The sequence below is a fragment of the Paenibacillus sp. Root444D2 genome (assembly GCF_001426375.1).
Lineage (GTDB): Bacteria > Bacillota > Bacilli > Paenibacillales > NBRC-103111 > Paenibacillus_E.
Window position 1 is genome coordinate 578,437 of the sequence record NZ_LMEO01000034.1, and the last position, 19,468, is coordinate 597,904.

At 46.6% G+C, this 19,468-nt stretch carries 24 protein-coding genes; 13 read left to right on the top strand and 11 right to left on the bottom strand.

Annotated elements, in window-relative coordinates:
* Positions 1–161 precede the first annotated feature (161 nt).
* From ASD40_RS20885 to ASD40_RS20915, 7 genes are all read left to right on the top strand, one after another.
* Positions 162–1,517 (top strand): glucose-6-phosphate isomerase, encoded by a 1,356-nt coding sequence (locus ASD40_RS20885; protein WP_057305052.1) that lies wholly within the window; start codon positions 162–164, stop codon positions 1,515–1,517.
* A 167-nt stretch (positions 1,518–1,684) separates the two neighbouring features.
* The gene (locus tag ASD40_RS20890) at positions 1,685–2,326 is read left to right on the top strand and encodes a YigZ family protein (protein WP_057305053.1); all 642 of its coding nucleotides are present in this window, start codon (positions 1,685–1,687) and stop codon (positions 2,324–2,326) included.
* A 63-nt stretch (positions 2,327–2,389) separates the two neighbouring features.
* Positions 2,390–3,031, top strand: a complete 642-nt coding sequence (locus ASD40_RS20895) for a TetR/AcrR family transcriptional regulator (protein WP_057305054.1) — start codon at positions 2,390–2,392, stop codon at positions 3,029–3,031.
* Positions 3,032–3,143: 112 nt separating this feature from the next.
* Positions 3,144–3,368 carry a DUF1128 domain-containing protein gene (locus ASD40_RS20900; RefSeq protein WP_057305055.1) on the top strand — a complete coding sequence of 75 codons (225 nt, stop codon included), beginning with the start codon at positions 3,144–3,146 and terminating at the stop codon, positions 3,366–3,368.
* A 282-nt stretch (positions 3,369–3,650) separates the two neighbouring features.
* A complete protein-coding gene (locus tag ASD40_RS20905) occupies positions 3,651–3,953 on the top strand; it encodes a hypothetical protein (protein WP_057305056.1) in 303 nt (100 codons plus the stop codon).
* Positions 3,954–3,991: 38 nt separating this feature from the next.
* Complete coding sequence (locus ASD40_RS20910; protein WP_057305057.1) at positions 3,992–4,345, top strand: hypothetical protein; 354 nt, start codon at positions 3,992–3,994, stop codon at positions 4,343–4,345.
* A gap of 19 nt (positions 4,346–4,364) precedes the next feature.
* On the top strand, positions 4,365–4,625 hold the full coding sequence (locus ASD40_RS20915; RefSeq protein WP_057305058.1) for a hypothetical protein: 261 nt from the start codon (positions 4,365–4,367) through the stop codon (positions 4,623–4,625).
* Between the two features lie 22 nt (positions 4,626–4,647).
* Here the strand turns inward: ASD40_RS20915 and ASD40_RS20920 are convergent, their stop codons facing one another.
* The 7 genes from ASD40_RS20920 to ASD40_RS20950 form a co-directional block, all read right to left on the bottom strand.
* Positions 4,648–4,983, bottom strand: coding sequence for a hypothetical protein (locus tag ASD40_RS20920; protein WP_063860158.1), 336 nt, complete (start codon positions 4,981–4,983; stop codon positions 4,648–4,650).
* 26 nt (positions 4,984–5,009) lie between these two features.
* Positions 5,010–5,570 carry a hypothetical protein gene (locus tag ASD40_RS20925; RefSeq protein ID WP_057305059.1) on the bottom strand — a complete coding sequence of 187 codons (561 nt, stop codon included), beginning with the start codon at positions 5,568–5,570 and terminating at the stop codon, positions 5,010–5,012.
* Positions 5,571–5,575: 5 nt separating this feature from the next.
* A complete protein-coding gene (locus tag ASD40_RS20930; RefSeq protein ID WP_057305060.1) occupies positions 5,576–5,794 on the bottom strand; it encodes a hypothetical protein in 219 nt (72 codons plus the stop codon).
* Between the two features lie 261 nt (positions 5,795–6,055).
* Positions 6,056–6,499: an Hsp20/alpha crystallin family protein gene (locus ASD40_RS20935; RefSeq protein ID WP_057305061.1), complete on the bottom strand. Its 444-nt coding sequence runs from the start codon at positions 6,497–6,499 to the stop codon at positions 6,056–6,058.
* Between the two features lie 100 nt (positions 6,500–6,599).
* The gene (locus tag ASD40_RS20940) at positions 6,600–6,893 is read right to left on the bottom strand and encodes an alpha/beta-type small acid-soluble spore protein (protein WP_029199178.1); all 294 of its coding nucleotides are present in this window, start codon (positions 6,891–6,893) and stop codon (positions 6,600–6,602) included.
* A 20-nt stretch (positions 6,894–6,913) separates the two neighbouring features.
* A complete protein-coding gene (locus ASD40_RS20945) occupies positions 6,914–7,363 on the bottom strand; it encodes a GtrA family protein (protein WP_063860157.1) in 450 nt (149 codons plus the stop codon).
* Between the two features lie 4 nt (positions 7,364–7,367).
* Positions 7,368–8,429 carry a glycosyltransferase family 2 protein gene (locus tag ASD40_RS20950; protein ID WP_057305063.1) on the bottom strand — a complete coding sequence of 354 codons (1,062 nt, stop codon included), beginning with the start codon at positions 8,427–8,429 and terminating at the stop codon, positions 7,368–7,370.
* 203 nt (positions 8,430–8,632) lie between these two features.
* Here ASD40_RS20950 and ASD40_RS20955 point away from each other — a divergent pair, with 203 nt between their 5' ends.
* On the top strand, positions 8,633–9,901 hold the full coding sequence (locus ASD40_RS20955) for a hypothetical protein (RefSeq protein WP_156390123.1): 1,269 nt from the start codon (positions 8,633–8,635) through the stop codon (positions 9,899–9,901).
* 415 nt (positions 9,902–10,316) lie between these two features.
* Positions 10,317–10,679, top strand: a complete 363-nt coding sequence (locus ASD40_RS20960) for a VOC family protein (protein WP_057305065.1) — start codon at positions 10,317–10,319, stop codon at positions 10,677–10,679.
* 79 nt (positions 10,680–10,758) lie between these two features.
* On the opposite strand, the gene ASD40_RS20965 is transcribed toward ASD40_RS20960, so the two are convergent.
* Positions 10,759–11,364 (bottom strand): DUF2087 domain-containing protein, encoded by a 606-nt coding sequence (locus ASD40_RS20965; protein ID WP_057305066.1) that lies wholly within the window; start codon positions 11,362–11,364, stop codon positions 10,759–10,761.
* Between the two features lie 199 nt (positions 11,365–11,563).
* Between ASD40_RS20965 and ASD40_RS20970 the strand changes: the two genes are divergently transcribed.
* Together ASD40_RS20970 and ASD40_RS20975 are read left to right on the top strand one after the other, a co-directional pair.
* The gene (locus tag ASD40_RS20970; RefSeq protein WP_057305067.1) at positions 11,564–12,202 is read left to right on the top strand and encodes a futalosine hydrolase; all 639 of its coding nucleotides are present in this window, start codon (positions 11,564–11,566) and stop codon (positions 12,200–12,202) included.
* A gap of 1 nt (position 12,203) precedes the next feature.
* Positions 12,204–13,229: a 1,4-dihydroxy-6-naphthoate synthase gene (locus tag ASD40_RS20975; RefSeq protein ID WP_057305068.1), complete on the top strand. Its 1,026-nt coding sequence runs from the start codon at positions 12,204–12,206 to the stop codon at positions 13,227–13,229.
* 1,097 nt (positions 13,230–14,326) lie between these two features.
* Here the strand turns inward: ASD40_RS20975 and ASD40_RS20980 are convergent.
* The 3 genes from ASD40_RS20980 to ASD40_RS20990 form a co-directional block, all read right to left on the bottom strand.
* Complete coding sequence (locus ASD40_RS20980; RefSeq protein WP_057305069.1) at positions 14,327–15,283, bottom strand: D-2-hydroxyacid dehydrogenase; 957 nt, start codon at positions 15,281–15,283, stop codon at positions 14,327–14,329.
* A gap of 22 nt (positions 15,284–15,305) precedes the next feature.
* The gene (locus tag ASD40_RS20985; RefSeq protein ID WP_235549328.1) at positions 15,306–16,199 is read right to left on the bottom strand and encodes an RluA family pseudouridine synthase; all 894 of its coding nucleotides are present in this window, start codon (positions 16,197–16,199) and stop codon (positions 15,306–15,308) included.
* 260 nt (positions 16,200–16,459) lie between these two features.
* Entirely contained in the window at positions 16,460–17,506 is a 1,047-nt protein-coding gene (locus tag ASD40_RS20990) for a LacI family DNA-binding transcriptional regulator (protein WP_057305071.1), read from the bottom strand.
* A gap of 140 nt (positions 17,507–17,646) precedes the next feature.
* On the opposite strand from ASD40_RS20990, the gene ASD40_RS20995 reads away from it, so the two are divergent.
* Both ASD40_RS20995 and ASD40_RS21000 read left to right on the top strand, forming a co-directional pair.
* The gene (locus ASD40_RS20995; protein WP_057305072.1) at positions 17,647–18,990 is read left to right on the top strand and encodes an FAD-dependent oxidoreductase; all 1,344 of its coding nucleotides are present in this window, start codon (positions 17,647–17,649) and stop codon (positions 18,988–18,990) included.
* A gap of 201 nt (positions 18,991–19,191) precedes the next feature.
* Entirely contained in the window at positions 19,192–19,416 is a 225-nt protein-coding gene (locus ASD40_RS21000; RefSeq protein WP_057305073.1) for a hypothetical protein, read from the top strand.
* Positions 19,417–19,468: the final 52 nt, after the last annotated feature.

Consider the following 19,468-nt stretch of genomic DNA (forward strand, 5'->3'; position numbering starts at 1 on the left):
GTGAATTACTTTATAGGGATCTGTGGTCCGAGACCAAAGTCTCTCCGCTTACGTGATCGCTCATCGATGAATATCATTCAATATAGGATCGCTTACTTGCTTTTGGACAGGCAAATAAGTATGCTAGGAAAAGGAAAAAAATAGAGATGGAGGCGAGCATAGTGAGTAAGAAACTACAATTTGATTACAGTAAAGCACTATCCTTTTTATCCCAGCATGAGGTTGATTATTTGGCGGCTCAAGTAGAGCTAGCGCATGAACAGCTGCATAACAAAACGGGTGCAGGCTCCGATTATTTAGGATGGGTTGATCTTCCTGAGAATTATAATCGTGAGGAATTTGCTCGTATTCAGGCTTCTGCTAAACAAATTCAATCCGACTCCGAGGCGCTTGTTGTTATCGGTATCGGCGGTTCCTATTTGGGCGCACGCGCGGCGCTAGAGATGTTGTCTCATTCTTTCTATAATATTTTGCCAAAAGATAAACGTAAGACACCTGAGATTTATTTCGTAGGAAATAACATCAGCTCTACATATGTTACGCATTTGCTTCAATTGCTTGAAGGCAAAGATTTCTCTGTGAACGTGATCTCAAAGTCTGGTACAACGACAGAGCCAGCGATTGCTTTCCGTATTTTCCGTGAGTTGTTAGAGAAGAAATATGGTAAAGAAGCTGCGCGCAAACGTATCTATGCTACAACGGATCAAGAGAAGGGTGCTCTCAAAACTCTCGCTACAGCAGAAGGTTACGAAACCTTTGTCATTCCAGATGATGTAGGCGGACGTTATTCGGTATTAACAGCTGTTGGTTTATTGCCAATCGCGACAGCGGGTATTGATGTGGAAGCGATTATGAAAGGCGCGGCAGATGCGCAGCATGAATTCTCCAATCCGAAGTTGAGCGAGAATCAAGCTTATCAATACGCTGCTGTTCGAAATTCACTTTACCGTAAAGGGAAAACGATCGAAATTCTCGTTAACTACGAGCCTTCCCTGCATTTCGTATCGGAATGGTGGAAGCAGTTGTTCGGTGAAAGCGAAGGCAAAGATTACAAAGGTATTTATCCAGCATCGGTAGACTTCTCGACGGATTTGCACTCCATGGGTCAGTTCGTTCAAGATGGCAACCGGATTCTGTTTGAAACGGTCATTCAAGTTGATCAAGTGGCTGACCATATTACAATTGGCACAGATCCTGATGATTTGGACGGACTCAACTTCCTGAGCGGGAAAACGATGGATTTCGTGAATAAGAAAGCTTTCCAAGGTACGATGCTTGCTCACACAGACGGTAACGTACCGAACCTGATCGTAACGCTGCCGGATATGACGCCTTACTCCTTCGGATATATGGTGTATTTCTTCGAAAAAGCATGCGGGATCAGCGGTTACCTGATGGGTGTGAATCCTTTTGACCAACCAGGCGTTGAAGCTTATAAAAAGAACATGTTTGCCCTCTTAGGCAAACCGGGTTATGAGAAGGAAAAAGCGGAGCTCGAAGCACGCTTGCAGAATTAATTCATAATGCCAAGCAAAAAAACGATCAATCCTATCGGATTGGTCGTTTTTTCCATCGAAAATTTCCATTATTTATGTGGTAAATTTTCTTTCTATATTGTCGAAGTCAAAGGATGTGTGTAGAATATAATGAAACAGATGTTTCCTTCTACCAAGAAAGGTCGGCTATGCTAGCACATTTCAAAACTATCCAATCGTACGGATCGTCGGAAATCATCATCAAGAAGTCGCGTTTCATCGGTCATGCCAAACCGGTAGAGTCAGAAGAAGAAGCTACCCTATTTATTGAAGCTATCAAGAAGGAACACAGGTCGGCCACACATAACTGCAGCGCCTATGTCATCGGAGAAAGGGATCAGATTCAGAAGCAATCTGATGATGGGGAACCGAGCGGTACAGCAGGAAAGCCGATTCTGGAAGTGATTAAGCATCAAGGACTTAAGAATATCGTTATTGTCGTTACCCGTTATTTCGGCGGCATCATGCTTGGCGCGGGCGGACTCATTCGAGCTTATGCGGATGGAGCCGTGGTAGGCATTGAAGCAGGACAGCCAATTTATAAAGTCAATCATCAGCAAGTGCTGATTGAGGTTGACTATACGTGGTATGGCAAACTCGAGAACGAGTTGAGAAGTCAGGGGATGCTCCTAGGAGACATTCAGTTTACGGATAGAGTGACTGTGGCATGTTATCCTTTGGCAGCGGCAGCGGATGCATTTATCAACTGGGCAACTGATTTCACACAAGGTCAAGGCATTGTTATCGCAGGAGAGAACGAATACAGGGTTCATAAGAGCTTGCCGGAATAGGCAGGCTTGGGTTACAAGGCACAACTAATTTCATAGAGAAGCTAAGGATGCGGAGGGATAGGAATGGCTAGGAAAGCAGTCGCGCAAGAGCTTAGCAGAGAACGAATACTTGCGGAAGCGCGGGAATTATTCGCTACTTTCGGCTATCGCGCTTTAACGATGCGCAGCATCGCTAAAGCAATGGGGTACAGCCATGGTGCGTTATATTACCATTTTAATGAGAAAGCTGAACTGTTTTATGCGTTAATTAAGGAAGATTTCTCCGAATTAGTACAGCGTCAGCGGGAAATGATTGTTCGTGAGCAAGGGTTTAGCGTGAATCTGCTTCAAAAGTTGATGATGGAGTTCGTCTGGTTTGGTTTGAACAATCCGCATCATTACGAAATGATGTTCATGATTAACGAGCCAGAGCTGCAGCAATATTCACGAACAGAGCAAGCACAGTCCTTGGAAATGTTTGCTATTGTCATCCGTCAAGTGATGGCCGATCAACCGGGAGCCGAGAGCAGGAAGTTTACTCTTCCGTGGAATTTGTTTATGTCCTTACATGGCCTCATCTCCTACTGCATTCAGTTTAAACAATCCTATGAGGAAGCGCGGAAACTGGCTGAAGAGCATATCCGCCTCATCTGTGTCAGCTTAGATTTAGATTCCTATGAACAGCAGCGTCCGCTAGTGACACTTGTCAACACAGAATCTGCTTAAATCAGCCAATGGATTTCATTTTACAACATCCGATAAGTGCTTTAGAATAACAGAAGGGGAGCTTGCTCCTTAATGTGGCACACGCGCTTAGAGGAAGGAAGAATATAAAGCTATGGATTTGAACATTTGGTCGGAAGAAAACGTGGAATATATGTTTGAAGAAATTAAGAGAAAGCTTCGCATGGCTACCGGTGGGTCGATTAAAGCCTCGAACGTCAAGCAGGAAGTATATGAGGACTTGAAGGACTTATATGACTTGGTCGTCAGCAAAGAAAATTTCAGCATTAGCGAAATTGATGCGATTACCACAGAGCTTGGAAAGATTCGCAAAGCATAAGCAGTTTTTATCCATAAAATTGTCGTTATCTTGGCCTTAGGGCTGGAGAGACGGCAATTTTTTTGCGTAGATAAGGAAGTATAAGTTTTATACTTCGCGTCATCAGTCTTGACAAACGCGCTCGTCCCAGAAGGACGACGGAGTCGTTTATCCTTGGTTGAACAGAAAGAGGGACAACTGCGTATTTATATAGGAGAATGGACAGCTATCCAAGCGATATTACCTACACAGCCGTACACTGTAGAGCAATGTATCTCTGGTAGCTGAAGGAGGTGGACGTTCGTGGCATCCAAAATTCGTAAAGACGACGTTCGGAAATTGGTCGGGAAAAATATCGTGGCTCTTAAGAAAGACGGAACTCAAGTAACTGGTAAATTGGTGAGGATCAGCGGTAACACGTTGATTGTCGCTCCGCAAAAAGGCAAAAAGGTTCAAGTAAAAGCGATTATTCCATTGGTTTTATTTGATCTGTTAGCGATTGGTACTGCACCTTATGCTTATGGTGGATTTGGATATGGCGGTGGCTTTGGTGGTTACCCTTATGGCGGTGGCTTTGGCTTCGGTGGTCCAGGACTCTGGTGGTAAAGGAGGACTCTTTCCCGATATGGGAAAGGGTCTTTTTTTTGGTACCATTTCGGCTCTGGATGAATAGGCTAACATACAAGTCTCCGGCCCAAGTCCCTCAAGCTGGGCAGAAGAAGCTGGAAGTTATCCAAATACAGGGAGTGAGCAGTGTGCCGAGTTCCATCGTTTTTAACATGATTAATATTAACAACCAGAATACGAATGCAACCATCGGGATCGGTGAGAATGCGCAATCCAGCTGGGATTCACACAGCAAAAACAATTACGGAACCGGTCAGTGGATCGGCAATTCTGTCTCCGCCAATATTGTTAATTTCATCTATGACAACGACTTTATTGATTCACCAATTAATGATCAAGATTTTAAACCAGCTGTCACTAACCAAGTATAGTTGAATGGTGGGTGAAACCATGTTGAAATTACCGTGCCCACTAGATCCGCCGCTTATTGAATTTGATTCTATCCATGTTAATTCCATTTCCGATGCATCAGGAATTTTTATTGGCACCAACACACAAGTGAATTGGTCTACAAGTGGGAAAGCGAACAACGGCCTTGGAGAAATAGACGGTGATCATAATTACGTGCTTTATAATATCAACACGGTTTACGATAATGACATCATCGATGCACCTTATACCAAAGGGGATTTGATCATTGGCCGAGTATAAAAAAGAATGCTCCGCAGCTGCTCTAATCAGCAGTTTGCGGAGCATTTGTCGTATGTTCGGCCTGCGGGCTGGCGGGAGCAGGGGTAAAGCCGGACGTCCTAGCCTGGTTGGCAATCATGTCCTGCAGCCAATCGGGCGTTTCGTTATCGCCGATGTTGAGCATATCAAGGAAATCGGAGTCGTTGAGCATAGAACGCGTTCCAACTAACTGATTGTTGTCGCCTTCGACAGCGCCAAAGCCTTGGACCGTTTTCTGATTGCTTTGAAAATCAGTCGGCCAATTATTGCCCATATTGAGACAGGATGCGCTTTGTACCGATCCGATGCGGATTGAGCCGATAATGAATGTTGGGGACATGAAGGAGGACACCTTGTATCACCTCTTTACGATTTGGACTGCGGTGGTGTGTATTTATATCCGGTCGCGGTTCGCTCGGTTTTCGGAGCGGCTGCAGCTTGTGAATCAGCTTCTACACCTTCAGCTGCTGTACGAGAGCCGGCGGTCTTACTTTCTTTTGACACTTGAGCACGTTTAAAAACTTCATCAACCGGGACACTTTTCTCACTTGGCTTGGCGCCGAAATTGTTGCCTAAGTTCAAAGAACCGCTTAGTTCCTTGATATCGAGATGATCCAATCGAAAGGTTAAGTTCTCTAAAACGGGTTGATGAATATGCAGGGTATCTATATGTATCTTCGGGTGTTTGGCAGTAAGATCAGCTAATTCTTCTTCCAATTTACGTAGACGCCGTTCTAATTGCTGTACATGTTGATCATGAACGGGAGACGTGGCTCCAGCTTTAACTTCTGATCTAGCTCCAAGACTAGCGCCAGAACTAGCTCCAGAGCTAGCAGAACTAGCTGGGGTTGATGTTTTCGCTGTAGTTGTTCCTGTAGTTGGCTGCGCTTTAGGCGGGGACGTTTTCTTTTTTTGAAACCACATCATTAATCTCAGCTCTTCCGTGTAGATGGTTTAACATCAAAGGTGTCGCCATCTTGGACAGTATGCTTGCCACCTAGAACAACATTGTGCTCTCCGCTTATTTCCCCGAGCCCCTGGTTAATCTTCTCGGAATGACGCCTTCCAATGATCCGATTTGTACCCCTATTCACACTGGATGTTTCCGCGATTCCATCAATATGAATAGATTGAAATTGTATGCGCACCACAGTAATCCCTCCAATCCTGCGTTTCCGAACGATCTCTTTTATTTATATGGGGACAAAGGGAGATTCATTTCTCTTTTTGTTAAAGATTAATTTATGGATACAAGGATAAACGACTCCGTCGTCCTTCAGGACGAGCGCGTTTGTCAAGGTAGATAAGAAAGTATAATACTTATACTTTCTTATCTACTGAAAAAGATTACCAACCAATCGGCCAGTAAGGCCAGTTAGAGGGTAATCTTTATTAGGTTCACAGTGTACTCATTACGTGAACTGTATCGGAATAACTTTCTCTCCATCCGGAGGAGCAAGCGGGATACGAATGATAAGCAAACCGTTGTGATACTGCGCCCGCATTTGATCGGTCATAGCGTTACCAGGTAGGCGGAAAGCTCTCTCGAATGCGCCAAAGAATCGCTCGGACAACCGCATTTGTTCATCAAGTACTTGGTAGGGCCGAACGAGCATCCCTCGCATGAGCAGCGATTGGTCACGGAAAGAAAGCTGAATCTGCTCCGGCGAAGACAATCCGGGAACTTCAGCCACAACAACGAGTTCCTGCGATGTCTCATACATATCGACTCTTGGCCCGGTTAGCGGGATGATACTGGCAATATCCTGCCAGAATTCGGGGCCCAGCACATCGCCGGCTTGCGCCGACAGCCCTTTCCAAGCGGGCTTAGGCGTTCGGTTGCCTGGGGGATTCATCGGCCATCATCACCTGACTTCTACATAGAAAGTAGCGCTGCGAGCAGCTTGCTACTAGTTTATGTACACCCGCGGCGGAATATGGCTGTCTGTCATGAACCTATCGCTGCGGTGGCCGCTGATTCGCCAGCTGCTGCTGCGCCATGCGCACGAGCTCACGCACCATTGCCCCTCCAATCGGACCTCCGACCTTGCCCGCATCCTCCGAGCTAAGCTGCCCGTTGTAGCCTTGCTGAAGGGGAACGCCAAGCGTTCGGGCTACTTCATATTTAACGAGATCAGGTCGTTCTGGGTTGACATTATACCCCTGATTCTTCATGACTTGAGCCTTGAGCAGTCCAAGGCCGTGTTCCGATCCGGGCACGATGGCCCGGTTGCTTCTTCTTCGTGCCATTAGGCATCACCTCTTAATGATTAGGATGCCCTGGGGTTCTCCGTACCATGAGTACGGAATGTAAAATATTTATGTCCCAAATAATTGCCAATCGTATATAGGCCATTCCCAACCAAAATGGCAGCATTGTGCAGCCAATCTGCCTGCATGGATGGCATGACAGACCTTGCCGCTTCAGCAAGCGCCCAACTTAGCCCATAAGAAAGACCATAACAGCTCAAAATAACAACAGCAAATTTCCACCAACTGCTGCCGACGCTGACATTGGAACGAAACGTAAATGTACGATTCAGCGTGTAGCTTACTATCGCGCCTAAGGTATTTCCTGCGAAAGTGGATATCCAATAATTCAGGTGCAGCAGATTAAAGAAAGCAAAGCTGGCTGACAGGCCAACTAACGTATTGAACAGACCGACAAGTAAGAAGCGCGCGAAGCTGCTAGTCAACAAAGCTTTTATCCGGCTCATCATACGATCACCGAGTTGAGCTTACTTGGGTGGATGGAGGATGAACCGCTTCCTGATCCTGTACAGTCGCTGTCAAATCTTTTTCAATTTCCTGATCCTGTCCAGTCGCTGTCAAATCTTTTTCAATGACGAAAAGCGGTCGCTGCTTCACTTCTTTATATATCTTTCCTATGTATTCACCAATTAAGCCGAGAGCGAGAAGCTGAACGCCCCCAATGAACCAAACTGAAAGAATAAGCGATGTCCAACCGGTAACGTTCGCTCCAAGGATTTTGCCTATAATTGCGTATAAACCGGCAACGACACTCAACGCGAATAAGAGGAAACCCATCATAGTGACGAAGCGAATAGGGGTTACGCTGAACGACGTGATGCCATCGAAGGCGAATGCGAGCATTTTGCGAAGCGGATACTTGGATTCTCCGGCAAAACGCTCTTTACGGTCATAATAGACCTGAGTGGATGGGAAGCCGAGTAGAGGCACCATGCCGCGCAGAAATAAATTGACCTCTTGAAATTTCTCCAAATTTTCGAGGGTGCGCTTGCTCATTAAGCGGAAATCCGCATGATTGTAATGAATTTTCACACCGAGCGTTGTCATTAGCTTATAAAAGCCTTGGGCCGTGACTCGTTTGAAAAACGTATCGGCTGAGCGATCCTGTCGTATGCCATAAACGATATCGTAACCTTCATGGAATTTGACGATAAACTCGCGAATGACATTCGTGTCATCCTGTAGATCGGCATCAATGGAAACGACGCAGTCCGAATAGGTCTTGGCTTTCATAAGCCCTGCAAGCAAAGCGCTTTGATGCCCGGCATTTTTCGCAAGCTTAAGCCCAGTCATAAAGGGACTGGAGGCGTGGAACCGCTCAATAAGCGTCCAAGTTGCATCCTTGCTGCCATCGTCGACAAACAGCACTGTGCTTGCGGTGGCAATTAGTTTATCAGAGATGAGAGTTTGTAATACGTTCGTAAGTTGGAATACCGTTTCTGGGAGTACTTCTTCTTCGTTATAACAGGGGACCACAATGGTCAAAACGGGATAAACCACAATTCTCGACTCCATTCTGAAAAGGGGATTAAAAGGATGATATATGGCTTTCATTATATCGTAATGTATGTAAAATATTAATTTTTAACGAAAATTAAACATTTTTTACAAATGAACGTCCATATTAATAAGTGCTTTACGAATCCTTAACTTGGTAAAAGAGGGGAAATCAGGTAAATTTACAGAAAAGATATATGATGTTCGGATAGGAGAGATGGATGATGGAATCACGGTTAGAGAAAGAGCCAAGAAGAGGGAAGGTCAATGTGATACTGTCGATTGCCTTGCTTGTCCTTATTTCTCGGGCACTCATGCTATTTACTGGATATATCGGGATGAATTTATTCAGTAAATCTTCTCAGGTACCCGTATATATGCAGAATGTGCCGGGCACATTGTCCAAGTGGACGCTGAAGTTTCCTGGAGAACTAGCTTCTACGGAGAAGCTGAAGTTAGAGGATTTTATCAAGTTTGATACGTATTCCTATTTAAAAATAGCCACCCAAGGTTATGATAAGTTTCGGATGGATGAACCACATACAGCTGCAAATTGGGTTTTCTTTCCACTATTTCCGTCACTGATTTTTTTACTTGGTAAAATATTTTGGTTCGAACCTGCCATAGTCGGTATGATCGTTTCGAATCTATGCTTGCTTGGAGCTCTTATTTATATTTATTTTATTGCCCTGCAGCGGGGACTCAGTGAGCGTCAGGCGGGAACCGTACTATTACTAATTGTGATTTACCCATCGTCGCTTTACTATACATTACCGTACACAGAGAGTCTATTTCTGATGCTCTCGGCAGCCTCCATCTATTATGCAGGCAATAAAAAGTATGCACTTGCCTTTATAGCGGCCAGTTTATCTACCGTGACAAGGGTGCCTGGGTTTATCAACCTTGCATTGGTCATGGGCACCGTGTTTATGGACGAAGGGTTCAAATGGACCTGGCGTTACCTGAAATGGTCGTTGTATAGTATTTTATCCCTTATCCCAATGGGTATTTATCTCCTACATATGAAAAGCGTCACCGGTGATTTCTTGGCACCTTTCCATGAGCAGAGCTTGCACTGGTTCCGGTATACCACCATACCTTTTGTCAATTATTTTGGTTATTTGAAAAAGCCTTACTTCTCCACGCCTGATGGCTGGGATAACGGCTTCATTGCTTTTACCGTATCAACAGCTGTGTTTATCGTTTTTTTGAGTTACTTCATTGTTCATATGAAAAAGCTTTTGACAAATAAGCATGAGCTGCTATTTTTCGTTTATGGCTTGCTGTTAATCGTCATCCCATTTTCAAGTCAACCCTTATTTCTAGTAAGCGTCGTTCGCTATATGATGGTGAGTATACCGATCTATTTCTACTTAGTAACGTTAACCGAGAAGTGGGAAAATGCCCGAATTTTCTATATGTTGCTGTTTATGATTCTACAGGTTTTCGTGACGATTGGCTTTTTTAATGGGTATTATTTTGTTATCTAAAGAGGGTTGATTAACGAAAAGCGACCAGAACATGAATCATCGTCCCAGCCGCTTATTCCTTTATTACCAACCAAATCCGAAAGTACTAAGAACGATAACCAAAAGGACGTATAATACGAGGACTATAGAAGTGCCTGTATAAGGTACAGCAGGACCGCAACCACAACTCATGTCAATCCCTCCCTTCACAAAATTACTATATGTCATTCAACTAGAGGGCGCATGGATGAATGTCCAGAATCTGAATTAAAATTGGGTAACGTGTCCAACACCTTGTAAATCGTAGCGGGATGAGAGGAGTTGCGGCTGCTGGAGGTAGTATATGTTTCCGGAAGCTGAGATTACGCAGCTGGAAAAGAAGCTTGCGGAGGCAACCTGATTTAAATCAACGAACACAAACAGGGAGGTATCACTCATGATTCAGAAAATAGCAACAGTTGGCATTTATGTTGAGGATCAGCAAAAGGCCAAAACATTTTGGACCGAAAAAGTTGGATTTGAAGTCGTTCGCGAAACGTCAATGGGTCCTAATGCCTTCTGGTTAGAGGTAGCGCCGCAAGGAGCTGAATCCGCACTAGTCATTTATCCGAAAAGCATGATGACAAATTATGCCGAACTGAAGCCTTCTGTGGTCTTTGTTACGGATGATATTCAGACGACCTACGAGAACATGAAGTCCAAAGGCGTTGAATTCGAAGGGGAACTTTCAAAGATGCAGTGGGGAACTTTTGCCACATTTAAGGATGAGGATGGAAATACGTTTCTTTTAAAAGGGTAAGGATTTAAAGGCAAGGACGAGTTCTTAGGTCGTATAATCGACTGGGAACCGTCCTTTTTTTTTATAGATTCAATCTGATTTAGGATAAGTTCTCCCATTTGGCCCACATCTCCACTGGATTGAGTTCGTATATCTCGTTCTCGCGAAACATGAACTGGTGCATAATGAATTCTCTTCGAATCGTTGCGAAATCAGGGTGGTAGTTCTTAATAAATGCATTCAGTTCCTTCTCTGTGTAGGTGCGTCCTTTTTCAAGCTGCTCTACAAGATGTTCTAGGACGATAAGTTTTTTCTTGAGTTGAGCAGGGATATGCTTGAGCTTGCCGTCTAAGGTTATAAAGTTTCGAATGACAGATTGTTTGAGGTTCTGATTACGGTCTTCATCCTTCATAGGTTCAGTTTCTCCTTTCTTATTTTTGAAAATGAGATCAGCCGTCGCGGTGGCATTACTACGAATGAAATACTCATTTAAAGTGAAGTAAATGGTGTTCTTGTCTCTACGCTCATTGATGAGGCTGGCCTCGCGAAGCTTGGCTGCGTGATGGGTAATGGTTGCTGGGGTAACGCCCAGTTTCTCGGCAAGAACTTGACCATTCTGCTCTCCATCCGCTAGTAAAATAAGCAAACGTATTCGCGTTGCGTCTGCGAGAGCCTTGTGATAAGTAATGATTTTATCTAATTGCATGGCGGGTGCACCTCCTTAAAAGAGTATCTAATTTGATTAATGTCTAATTAGATAATAATTAAATTAGTTGAGATTGTCAACACAATGGAATTGATCGAGAAAGTTGGTCATTCCTTGAAAGTTTCCTATTTGACCTTACTCATGTAAAATAATCGTAGATAAGAATGGTTATTGATCATAAAAGGGGATAGGAACAACCATGCGTGTACTTATAATGACAGCTGTAGCTCCTGAAAGAGATGCAGTCCAGCGCGGCCTTGGCCATGATAGCAGGTTTGAATTTGCCTTAGCTGGCGTTGGACTTGCTGCGGCAGCAGTGAACGGAGCGATAGAGCTTGCGAAAGCTGAATATGATTTGGTTGTAATTGCTGGTATTGCCGGCGGATTTGTAGGTCAAGCGGAGGTAGGCTCGCTTGTTGTGGCGAGCGAGATCATCGCAGCTGACCTTGGCGTGGAGCTGCTGGATGGCTTCAGCAGCTTGGACGAGCTGGGCTTCGGCTCGACGCGCGTTGGTGTTGCCGCTGATGTGGCCGAGCGAGTGACAGCGGCGTTGTTAGCCGCTGGTTTGCCGGCGCAGATGGCGCCAGTGCTTACGGTGGCAACGGCCACCGGAACGGCAGCAACAGCGGCCGCGCTGGCTGCTCGCGTGCCTGGAGCTGCTGCCGAAGCCATGGAAGGCTTCGGCATTGCGACAGCTGCGCAGCAGCGCGGCGTGCCTGTGCTGGAGATCCGCGCGATTTCCAACGCGGTTGGTCCTCGTGACCGAGACGCCTGGCGTATCGGTGATGCATTTAAGGCTTTAGAAGCAGCAAGTTCAGTCCTAGCGGAGGTGCTTTAATATGAAGATTGCGTATTCACCTTGTCCAAACGATACATTTGTTTTCCATGCTTGGGCGCATGGGTTAATCCCAGGTGCTCCTGAGCTGGATGTCTTATATGCCGACATCGATATTACGAACAAGTTAGCTGCTGAAGGCACTGGGCCGGATGTCCTTAAGATCTCATACGCAGCACTGCCTTGGGTGCTGAAGGACTACGCCCTGCTGCCCTGCGGCGGCGCTTTGGGCAGAGGCTGCGGACCGCTGGTGCTGACGAAGAATAGCGGTACAGCGGAAACAGCGGGAACAGAGGGGACAACAGGAACAACGGGAACAACGGGAACTAGGGGAACAACAGGGACAACAGGAACAACAGGAACAACAGGAACAACAGGAACAACAGGAACAACAGGAACAACAGGAACAACAGGGACAACAGGAACAACTGAAACTGAGGGAACAGTGCCTGAGAGAATAGTGCCGGACCCTGCCATGCTCAGCGGCCGCCGGGTCGCTGTGCCGAGCGAGCGCTCGACCGCGTACTTACTGTTCCGCCTCTGGGCGGCACAGAACGTTCCGGGCGGCGTAGGTGAAATCGTGGTCATGCCGTTCCACGAGATCATGCCTGCTGTGCGGGACGGCCTCATAGATGCCGGCCTCGTCATTCATGAAGCGCGCTTCACTTACCCGTCTTACGGGTTAGCGCTTCTCACAGATCTGGGCAGTTGGTGGGAGTCAGACACCAACCTGCCGATCCCGCTGGGCGCCATCATTGCACGGCGCTCCATGGATCTTGAGGCGCTTGCGGGCTGGGCCCGCGCCTCGGTCGAATACGCGTGGGCGCATCCGGAAGCATCGCGCGACTACGTCATGCAGCACGCGCAGGAGATGGACCCGCAGGTCGCTGAGGCGCACATCGACCTGTACGTGAATGAGTTTACCGCTAATCTGGGTGAGAGCGGCTATGGTGCCGTCTTGACCTTGCTCCAGCGGGCTGCAGAAGAAGGGCTTGTGCCGCAGATGGATTATGCGGCATTGCTGAAATAACATCGAAAAACCGCTTAAGTGCGCTAACACTTAAGCGGCCAAAAAACGGGGCAGTGAATACCCGCAGCCCCGCATAGTTTTGAACGTAGAGAAGACCACCGTTTAGGGAGTGAACCCTATGACGGTGGTTTTTTCTTCCCAAAAGCTGATTTCGTTCATGTTTGCGGGGCGTGAAAACATCCTAGCTTAGCTGATTTTTCTAATTCAAGCCTGTAACGATGTTTTTCATCGCTAAAGTGTGCATGAGGAGGAAATGAGCTTCGATAGCGATATAAAACATCCTTAAAACTGCCGTACCCAAGTAAGATAGCCTAATCTGCTCGCTGTAACGATGTTTTTCATCGCTAAAGTGTGCATGAGGAGGAAAAGTACTTCGATAGCGATATAAAGCATCCTTAAAACTGCCGTACCCAAGTAAGATAGCCTAATCTGCTCGCTGTAACGATATTTTTCATCGCTAAAGTGTGCATGAGGAGGAAAAGTACTTCGATAGCGATATAAAACATCCTTAAACCTGCCGTACCCAAGTGAGATAGCCTAATCAGCTCGCTGTAACGATGTTTTTCATCGCTAAAGTGTGCATGAGGAGGAAATGAGCTTCGATAGCGATATAAAACATCCTTAAAACTGCCGTACCCAAATGAGATAGCCTAATCTGCTCGCTGTAACGATGTTTTTCATCGCTAAAGTGTGCATGAGGAGGAAAAGAGCTTCGATAGCGATATAAAACATCCTTAAAACTGGCGTACCCAAGTGAGATAGCCTAATGTGCTCGCTGTAACGATGTTTTTCATCGCTAAAGTGTGCATGAGGAGGAAATGAGCTTCGATAGCGATATAAAACATTCTTAAAACTGCCGTACCCAAGTGAGATAGCCTAATCTGCTTGCTGTAACGATGTTTTTCATCGCTAAAGTGTGCATGGGGATGGAATGTGCTCAGTTAGCGCTGTAAAACATCACTAAATCCACCGCACAACAGGGATGCAAGGCACGATTCCCAGAACTCACCACTCACTCACCACTCACTCACTCACTCACTCACTCACTCACTCACTCACTCACTCACTCGCTCACTTGCTCGCTCGTACTGCACACACTACCCAACCACATTCACCGGACGCCCATCTTGATAAGCACGCACGTTACCAACCGCCGTATCCATCAGTCTAGCTCGTGCTTCTTTAGTTGCCCACGCGATATGCGGGGTAATGATCACATTACTCGCATGCAGCAATGGATTATCCGGTCGAGGCGGTTCTACAGTCAGCACATCGAGACCGGCTCCAGCCAATCTGCCTTCGTTGAGCGCATGAGCGACATCCTCCTCATTGAGAAGTCCGCCTCGTGCTGTATTGATTAAAATAGCCGTCGGTTTCATCTGTGCTATCCGATTAGCATCAATCAGTTGATTCGTTTCCGGTGTCAGCGGACAGTGGAGACTAATGACATCAGAGCGCTGCAGCAGCTCGTCAAGCTGCACCCACTCGATACCCTCAATAGGTTGAGGGACATTTCTTCCGCTGCCTGTCGCGATAACCTTCATTCCCATCGCCTGCGCAATCAACGCGGTTTGTTTGCCGATTTGCCCTAAGCCAATCAGTCCCATGGTTTGACCATTTAACTCCACGAGCGGAGATCGGCTGTAGCTGAAATCAATCGACTCTGACCAATCCCCATTAAGCACGCTGTCACTATGCTGCTGCACCCGATGGCAAAACTCCAATAACAAAGCAAACACCAGTTGAGCAACAGAATGCGTGCTGTAAGCAGGAACGTTAGCGACAATGATGCCCTTCTCCTTGGCAGCATGAATATCAACGATATTGTACCCGGTCGCAAGTACGCCGATATAGCGAAGCTTGGGCAGCTGCTGAATCATTTGAGCGGAAAGAGGTGTCTTATTCGTCAGCACAATCTCCGCGTCAGCAGCGCGTTCAATGATCTGCGATTCAGCAGTTCGATCATAGACAACAAGCTCGCCGAGTGAATCTAATCCGCTCCAGTTCAGGTCGCCGGGATTTAGTGTGTAACCATCAAGCACTACGATTTGCATCTCTTATCGCTCCCCAAGCCAATTATTTCTTCGCAGGTAACTCCTTAAAAGGATTCAAAAACAGCTTCGGAATATGCGTCTCAAATCGCAGCAGCTGACCCGTCGTCGGATGCATAAATGCAAGGACACGCGCATGCAGTCCAAGACGGCCGATTTCCTTCGTTTTTGAACCGTATTTCTTATCGCCAACAACGGGGTGACCGATGTCCTGCATATGAACGCGGATTTGATTTTTGCGGCCGGTTTCGAGATTAACTTCTAACAGTGAAAAGTTCCGGTTCGCTTGTAGCGTTTTATAATGAGTAACTGCATGCTGTCCATCATTCGGATACGGCGTCGAAAACATTTTAAGCGACTTCGTATGCTCTTTGAGCCATGAGGAAATGGTCCCTTCAGGCTTCTTCACCATGCCTTCAACCAAGGCAACATAAGTGCGTTCTTTGACACTTTCCTGCCAAGTGTTCTGTAGGTGCTGCTGAGCCTTCTCGTTTTTGGCAAACATCATCACGCCCGATGTATCTCGATCCAGTCTATGTACAACGAAAATCCGAGCCTTCGGATCGTGGTTTCGAACATGTGCCGTAAGCTGTCGATAGGCCGTAATCTCATTTTCTTTCGTATTTGTGGCGATAGATAACAGCCCGGCATCCTTTTGAATGACAATCACATCTTCATCTTCATGCAAAATCGTCATGCCAGCGAGCGGGATATCTTCGATGATTTTATCCTTGTTAATGGTGACCGTTTGCTCTGGCTGCAATGGATAGTTGTATGCTGTTACGGCTTTGCCATTCACTGCGACTTGTCCACGGGCAAGTATGGCTTTAACCGAATTCCGGCCCAAACTCGAAAGCTTTTCTATTAAAAAAGGCAGAAGCTCAGAGGACTCCTTGACGGTGTACTGACGGGTACTCATTTCTTGATTCCCTTTAGACGGAGCAGGATTCTGGCTCTGATTCTTATTTTGCTTGAATTTGGGAGTCTGGTTCTGGTTTTTATTTGGACCTTGAAACTTACCTGGCTTCTTTTGCATAAAAAAGACCTCCTATTGCGATCGCTTACCTTCCGGTCAGATCATTCACCTTACAATATACCACGTTCGGAAAAGCAAAAGAAACGCTATGAGGGAAGATCCTATATAGCGCGCGACTTTCAAGGTGTATATACCAAGGGGAACTATTTATCCGCCACCTTCCCCGGCAGCTTCTGAATCGTGCTCCCCGCGAAAAATTCTCCCTGTAATCGCACATGCTCAAAGGGTAAATGCGGATTCGCTATCCGCCAAAGCATCCGATCCGCTGCGCGATAGCCGGTTTCTCGAATCGGCAGCTGCGGGCGCGAGCACAGTGGGAGCGTGTCACTTTGTTCATTGAGCAGTGCGACTAACGAGCATTGCTGCGGAACAGCAACCCCTAAGTGGCGCAGCGTGTGATACACAGGAGCAGCTTCTTCGTCGATACCGCAAATAACGGCAGTAGGCTTGTACGTCCTATAGAGGACTCCGAAATTATGCAGCCACTGATCTGTGGCGTCTCGCTCCGTCGCATGCTCTTGCGGATCCACCGAAAACCCGGCTTCTTTCATCGCCTCGCGAAACGCCTGCCACCGGATAACGAAGCCACGTTGATCCAACGCATCTCCCACATACATAATTTTCCGATGCCCCATTCGCACAAGTCTTCGAACAGCTTGAAAAATAGCCTCATATACATCCCAAATCACGCTATCTACCTTGGTTTCCTGCGGTGGGAAGTTCAGCAGAATGCGAGGAAGCGGAAGCTCCAACAATTTCTGCTCCAGAAGATCCAAATTCATCCGCGGCGCAATGAACACACCTTCAGCATACAGCAGATCTTGTTCCTCAGCCCATGCCTCAAATTGCGATGGCTTCAGTTGTGGAGGAATGAGGAGAGGCTGCACCGTGTGGCCGAATTCCATGAATCTTTCGTGCAGTCCTTGCAGCAATAGTCGATTGAAGTTTAAAGACTGTTTATTTTGGACCAGCACAAACCGGCGCTTTACAACAGGATAGGGTGAAATATGATCCAGCTGCAGCGTTTGTTTCTGATCTTTGGTCATATAGCCAAGCTCGCGTGCAAGCCGGAACACTTCACTTCTTGTCTGTTCGGACATCCCGGGGAGTCCACGCAGCGCTTTAGACACCGTCTGTATCGTAAGACCGAGTTCAGCAGCCAAATCGTGAAGCGTAATTCGTTTGCGCATATGTCCGTGAATCCCTCATTTCAATTACTTTGTATCTGCAATTTTAAACTAAATTTAAACTAAAAAGAAGGTTAAATTTAAACTACACTAAGGGGGAAGCAAGGAACTCAAAAGTATTTAAACAAAGGGAGCGAATACAGATGAACAAAATAATTGAAGCAGATATCGTCGTTGTAGGCGGAGGTCCAGCTGGTGTGAACGCAGCCATTGCGGCTGGACGGAGCGGGGCCAAGACGGTTTTGATAGAGAAATACGGCTTTATTGGCGGGATGTCAACCGCTGCGCTTGTTTATCCATGGATGACATTTCATACAACAGATGGCAAGCAAGTCATTAAAGGTCTCGCGCAAGAGATTATCGACCGCCTCATGGCAATGAAAGCATCCCCAGGCCATCTTCGGGACACGGTTGGCTTTGTGAATACGATTACGCCATACCACCCTGAGATTTATAAAGTGCTTGCTGTTGATATGTTGAAAGAAGCGGGTGTTAAGCTGCTATTCCATAGCTTTGTTGATCATGTAGAGACCGTGGACAACCGTATCCAGTCCGTACAATTAACGTCCAAGTCGGGTAGAATTGATGTGAAAGGCAAAGTGTTTATTGATACAACAGGAGATGCGGATCTTGCTTATTTATCAGGAGCACCTTGCTTGCAAGGGCGTGACGGCGATAGACTCACACAACCGATGACGATGAAATTCCGGATGCGCGGTGTGAATTTGAAAGTCGTCAAACAGTACATGATTGAACATCCAGATGAATTTTATAAAAAGACACCGATTGCCGAGCTTGCTGATCTGCCTTTGTCCGGCGTTTTGGGTTATTACAAGCACTGGAAGGAAGCGAACCTGCCGATTAATCGAGATCAAGTGCTCTTCTTCACAGGTCCTGAGTCCGACGAAGTACTGGTCAACACTACGCGTGTGCAGGGGCTTGATGGAACTAATGTTGAGGATTTGACAGAAGCTGAAGAGCTGGGGCGTAAGCAGGTGTTGATGGTAGCAGAGTTCATGAAGAACAACCTGCCAGGCTTCGAAAAAGCCTCGATTTCATCGGTAGGCGCTCAAATCGGTATCCGCGAAACGCGCCGGATTGACGGCCAATATGCGCTGCAGGTTGCTGATGTCGTTCAAGGACGCCATTTTGAAGATGTTATCGCACGCAGCGGTTATCCGATCGACATTCACGATCCATCCGGTAAAGGTGTGACCGCTGCTTGGGTCGAAGGCGACGGAGCCTACGACATTCCTTACCGCTGCCTGCTGCCGCAAAAAATTGAGAACCTGCTAACCGCAGGGCGCTGTATCTCAACGACCCATGAGGCACTCGCAACAACGCGCCTTACTCCAAGCTGTATGGCAACTGGGCAAGCAGCCGGTTCAGCAGCAGGACTTGCCGTTAAACATGGTATTCAACCTGCGCAAATTGATATTGTGGAGCTGCAAGCTGTTCTCGTGAAAGACGGGGCAGTGTTGAACTAGCAAAATGCTTCTCAGCGAAAGACCAGTAGATCAGCTGATAGGGCAGAAATGGCCTTCTCAGCCAAAGCTCAATCGCCATCCTCGCCGAATAAGGGCGGAAAACGCGCTTAAAGGCAAACAACTGTATGCCCACCTCCAAAAAAGGGAACACTGCTACTTACATGATGCAACACTACATGTGAGAAAAGGTGGGAATTTCTTATGCTTTTATATCAGTTAACGCAATGGTTCGAAGAACGCACCACCCTGCAAAAGGCTTTGCAAAGTGGACCCGCTGAAAATACCGGTCAATTGCAACAAAGAATGCAAGAAGTCGAAGATCAGCTGTATTCTCATGCCGAACGGTGGAAAAATGCGATTCAGGAAGCCTCCTATTTGCAGTTCCCTTATGAGAATCCTCAGTTGGATGATGATATGGTCCTTTAGTCTTCTTTGGGAGGGCTTACCTTTGTATTTCCTCGGTTTTCGTGTAGAATTA